This window comes from Leisingera sp. F5 (assembly GCF_001593695.1).
In genome coordinates this window covers 1-4164 of sequence record NZ_LUKH01000182.1, presented here as the reverse complement: position 1 = coordinate 4164, position 4164 = coordinate 1, and the positions used below count along the sequence as shown (strand labels likewise).

Genomic DNA, 4164 nt, shown 5'->3' with positions numbered 1-4164 from the left:
CCACTGGCATGATGGATGCCCTGAAGCGCATGAAGCCCAACTGCATCGAGGACATCGTGGCGCTGGTGGCGCTGTACCGGCCCGGTCCGATGGAGAACATCCCGACCTATTGCGAGGTGAAGAACGGGCTGAAGAAGATTCAGTCGGTGCATCCGCTGATCGATCATATCCTGGAGGAAACCCAGGGCATCATCGTCTATCAGGAACAGGTGATGCAGATTGCCCAGGTGATGGCCGGTTACTCGCTGGGCGGCGCCGATCTGCTGCGCAGGGCGATGGGCAAGAAGATCAAGGAGGCGATGGACGCCGAACGTCCGAAGTTTGAAAAGGGCGCGGCGGAAAACGGTGTGCCTGCCAAGAAGGCCTCTGAGGTCTTCGACCTTCTGGAGAAATTCGCCAACTACGGTTTCAACAAATCCCACGCGGCAGCTTATGCGGTGGTCAGCTACCAGACCGGCTGGCTGAAGGCGAACCATCCGGTGGAGTTCATGGGCGGCGTCATGAACTGCGATATCCATCTGACCGACAAGCTGGCGATCTATTTTGAAGAGGTGAAGAAAGGGCTGGGGCTGAAATATGTGCCGCCTTGCGTCAACCGCTCGATGGCGACGTTCAACGTGGTGAAGGGTGAGCTGGTCTATGCGCTGGGCGCGCTGAAGAACGTCGGTGTTGACGTGATGCGGCTGGTCACTGAGGCGCGCGATGAGGGCGGGCCGGAGAATGGTCAAGGGCGGGTATTTGTGAACCTGTTCGACTTCGCCCGCCGGGTGAACCTCAAAAGGGTTGGCAAGCGGCCCTTGGAGATGATGGCGCGGGCCGGCGCGTTTGATCAGCTGGACCCCAACCGCCGCCGGGTGTTTGAAAGCCTCGGCCCGTTGGTGGATTACTCCGCCGCCGTGCATGACCAGCGCAACTCCAGCCAGGTGTCGCTGTTCGGCGAGGCAGGTGAGGATCTGCCCGAGCCGCGGCTGCCATCGGTGCCGGACTGGCTGCCTGCCGAACGGCTGAGCGAGGAATTCAAGGCGATCGGCTTTTACCTGTCGGGCCACCCGCTGGACGATTACATGCCGGCGCTGAAGCGCAAGGATGTGATGACGCTGGACGAGGTCACCGCCAAGGCCGAGCGCGGCCCGTTCATGGCCAAGATGGGTGGCGTGGTCGCAGGGCGGCAGGAGCGCAAGTCAGCCCGCGGCAACCGTTTTGCCTTTGCCCAGTTGTCGGACCCGTCGGGCGCCTTTGAGGTCACGCTGTTTTCCGAAGTGCTGGAAAAATCCCGCGAGTTCCTTGAGACCGGCGCCAAGGTGGTGATCACCGCCGAAGCCACAATGGAAAGCGACCAGTTGAAACTGCTGGTCCGCTCGGTTGGTCCGGTGGATTCCGCCATTGCCGATGCCGGCCGCAGCTCCCTGCGGGTTTACTTAAGCGATGCCGCTGCCGTGGGCACCGTGGCGCAGGTGCTGGAGGACGCCAAATCCGCTGCCCGCAACGCCGCGCGCGGCGAGGTATATATGTACCTGCAGGACCCCGCGCTGCCCGGGGACGTGGAGATGGATCTGGGCCAGGCATTCCCGATCAACCCGCAGATCAAGGGCGCACTGAAGTCGCTGGACGGGGTGTTGGATGTGGAGGAGATTTGAGGGGAAACCTTCAATTCTCTCAATCGAACTGGGAAGAAAGAAATTTGAAGAAGCTATCTTTTAGAATTGCTGTGATGTGTTTCGTCTTTTGCGCATCATTGGTGCGTGGCGGCGAAATTTCCTCTGACCAAAGATATTTGACAGATAGGTACATTCTTCACAACGTAAATATTCCCACACTGACACATTGGAGGTCGGGGATTTCAGTGGAACTGGCTGGCGACGTACCTTTGGCGACTTCATTCAGCGCAATTTCGCGTCTTAAGTTTCTATCCGAAAATGCCGATGCCGATGTCCAGATGGTTGGATCTGCAGAAAATTGGTTTTCCTCAAAGACGCAAGTTAGTGGCGAAGCAAACTACCTAATACTATTTGAAGACCTTTCCTCGAAGAATCTGAAGAAAGGTAACCTTCTTCATTTGAGTCATATCGAAACTTCTATGGCAGAGGCTAATCCAGGAATTAAGGCCTTGTTTGAAGAAGGTTTAACGCATTTGGGAACGAGTTGCTACGGAAAGTGGAAAGCAAGCGTTAATAACGTTGTTTGGGCTTTTGCTGCAGTTGTGGACACCAGTATGTCCATCGAAGATCAGCTTGACTGTTTGAAGTACAATGTTCCGGCCTCCCTGGGGGCGCATCCTTATGTGACTACGCTAGACTTTCATTTTACGGATAAAGAGGGTGCTGCAAACAAACCAGTGTTCTTTGATGAAAGCGAGATCGTACTGCAACTGCGCCTATCAGCGTATTGTCGAAATGTTTTGAAGAGGGATTCTCTGGAATGCCCGGCCCATCTGTTTGGACAACTTCTGCGTCATCATAAAGTCCTGCTTTCCAATTTGCTCAGCCCTAAAGAATAGATCAACCACCTTGAACTGTCACAATTGGCCCGGAACAACGGCGCGGAGCGACCCGGGCCTGCGGCAGCCCGTTCGGGCGGGCTGGCGCAATGGCAAGGCTGGGTGCTCCGCCGGAGAAGTCGTACCGGTTTGGCCGGGATAAACTGCCCCGAACACCTGTTGAGGCGCCAGCCCACGGGCTGCCGCAGGCCCGTTCATGGCGGGAGTGCAGTTAGGCCTCCTTGGGCACCGGGAGCTTGGCGACGTCCTTGAGCAGGCGGATGGCCTCCTTGACCTCCAGCCGCAGGGTCTTCAGGACTTTCTTCAGCAGTGATTTCACCTTTTTCACCGCGCCCAGGATGCCGGTCAGGTCGCGGATCCAGCGAAAGACCAGCTGCAGGACGGAGGCAAAGCGGCTGATCACCGACAGCGCGGTATCGAGCACACCGAGCTCGTCCCAAATCTCGCGGATCCAGCTCCAAACCTGGCGGATCATCTCGACGTATTTGCGGATCACGGTTTTCAGGATGCGGATGACGCGGGTGCGGTCGGCGTTCTTGCGGATGGTGTCGAGGATGCGCTTGCCCAGTTTCACCAGGCTTTTCAGCACCTGTTCCACCCGGTCTATCAGCTTCAGGATGAACTGGGCGGCGGAGGTCACCTGTTTCACCGCGGTCTTGCCAACGGTTTTTGCCAGCGACTTGGCGCCGGAGATCAGGTTTTTCAGGAATTTGCTGAGCGGGGTGAGCAGGGCGCGGATGCGCTTCCAGACGGTTTTCAGGTAGTAGAGCATGCGGGCATGCAGCTTGCTGACGCCTTTTTCGACGAACTCCACCGGGTCGTTGGACGGTGCCATGGCCGTGTCCCCCAATCACTTGTCACAAAATACACAAGTGACAGCCTGCGCGGGGACGGCGCGGGGATCAAGGGAAACCGGCGGTTTGGGCTGCGGCCAGTGGTGCCGGGTCAGTAATGCGGCGGCCGCTCGTTGGCGAAGACCACGCCGCCGCCGCTGTCCTGCTGGCGCTCGGCCTCGCGCTGCATCAGCATGGCGACGCGGCGGGTGAGCGTGTCGATCTCTCGCTGCTGGCGGGCGATCACGTCGCTCATCTCCTCCACGCTGCGGGTCAGATGGGCGATTTGCTCTTCCAGGTGCTGCATGGTTCAGGCCTTTTATTTCGGATGCGCATAGATAGTCCTGTTGACGTCCAAGGTCCATGGTTCCTGCATAGAAACGAGGGCCGGGCGAACCATCGGAAATTGCGTCCTGCGGCATTGCCTCCCGCGGCTCCTTCTTGCTGTTGCGGCCCGCTTCCGCTAGACCGCCGGGCGAGTGAAACCGCTATCCGTGAGGAGGCCTCAGATGGCCAAAGTGAAGAAACAGCCCCGCCCCAAGGCGCAGACGCCGAAGGGGTTCCGTGATTATTTCGGTGCGGAGGTGACCCAGCGCAGCGAGATGCTGCGGGCCATCGCGGGTGTGTATCATCATTACGGGTTTGAGGCGCTTGAAAGCGCGGCGGTGGAAACCGTTGAGGCGCTGGGCAAGTTTCTGCCCGATGTGGACCGCCCGAACGAGGGAGTGTTTGCCTGGCAGGAAACCGAGGACGACGGAAACGGGGATTGGATGGCGCTGCGCTATGACCTGACAGCCCCTTTGGCGCGGGTCTATGCCCAGCACCGCAATGATC

General features: G+C 58.6%; 5 protein-coding genes. 3 read left to right on the top strand and 2 right to left on the bottom strand.

What is annotated here, in order from left to right; genetic code table 11:
• Together A2I95_RS26865 and A2I95_RS26860 are read left to right on the top strand one after the other, a co-directional pair.
• Window positions 1-1637 (top strand): OB-fold nucleic acid binding domain-containing protein (locus tag A2I95_RS26865; RefSeq protein WP_367152716.1); only part of this gene is annotated, 1637 nt, incomplete at its 5' end.
• Window positions 1638-1681: 44 nt separating this feature from the next.
• The gene (locus tag A2I95_RS26860; RefSeq protein ID WP_291734824.1) at window positions 1682-2497 is read left to right on the top strand and encodes a hypothetical protein; all 816 of its coding nucleotides are present in this window, start codon (window positions 1682-1684) and stop codon (window positions 2495-2497) included.
• 211 nt (window positions 2498-2708) lie between these two features.
• Here the strand turns inward: A2I95_RS26860 and A2I95_RS26855 are convergent, their stop codons facing one another.
• Window positions 2709-3332, bottom strand: a complete 624-nt coding sequence (locus A2I95_RS26855; RefSeq protein ID WP_027258245.1) for a hypothetical protein — start codon at window positions 3330-3332, stop codon at window positions 2709-2711.
• A gap of 110 nt (window positions 3333-3442) precedes the next feature.
• Window positions 3443-3637, bottom strand: coding sequence for a SlyX family protein (locus A2I95_RS26850; RefSeq protein ID WP_027258246.1), 195 nt, complete (start codon window positions 3635-3637; stop codon window positions 3443-3445).
• Window positions 3638-3839: 202 nt separating this feature from the next.
• Between A2I95_RS26850 and A2I95_RS26845 the strand changes: the two genes are divergently transcribed.
• Window positions 3840-4164: ATP phosphoribosyltransferase regulatory subunit (locus A2I95_RS26845; protein WP_291734822.1), on the top strand; the 325-nt coding region annotated here is incomplete at its 3' end.

What these genes read in the sequence shown, in the direction of transcription:
- A2I95_RS26855 (WP_027258245.1), bottom strand. Translation starts at nt 3,332, where the DNA reads ATGGCACCGTCCAACGACCCGGTGGAGTTCGTCGAAAAAGGCGTCAGC.
- A2I95_RS26850 (WP_027258246.1), bottom strand. Translation starts at nt 3,637, where the DNA reads ATGCAGCACCTGGAAGAGCAAATCGCCCATCTGACCCGCAGCGTGGAG.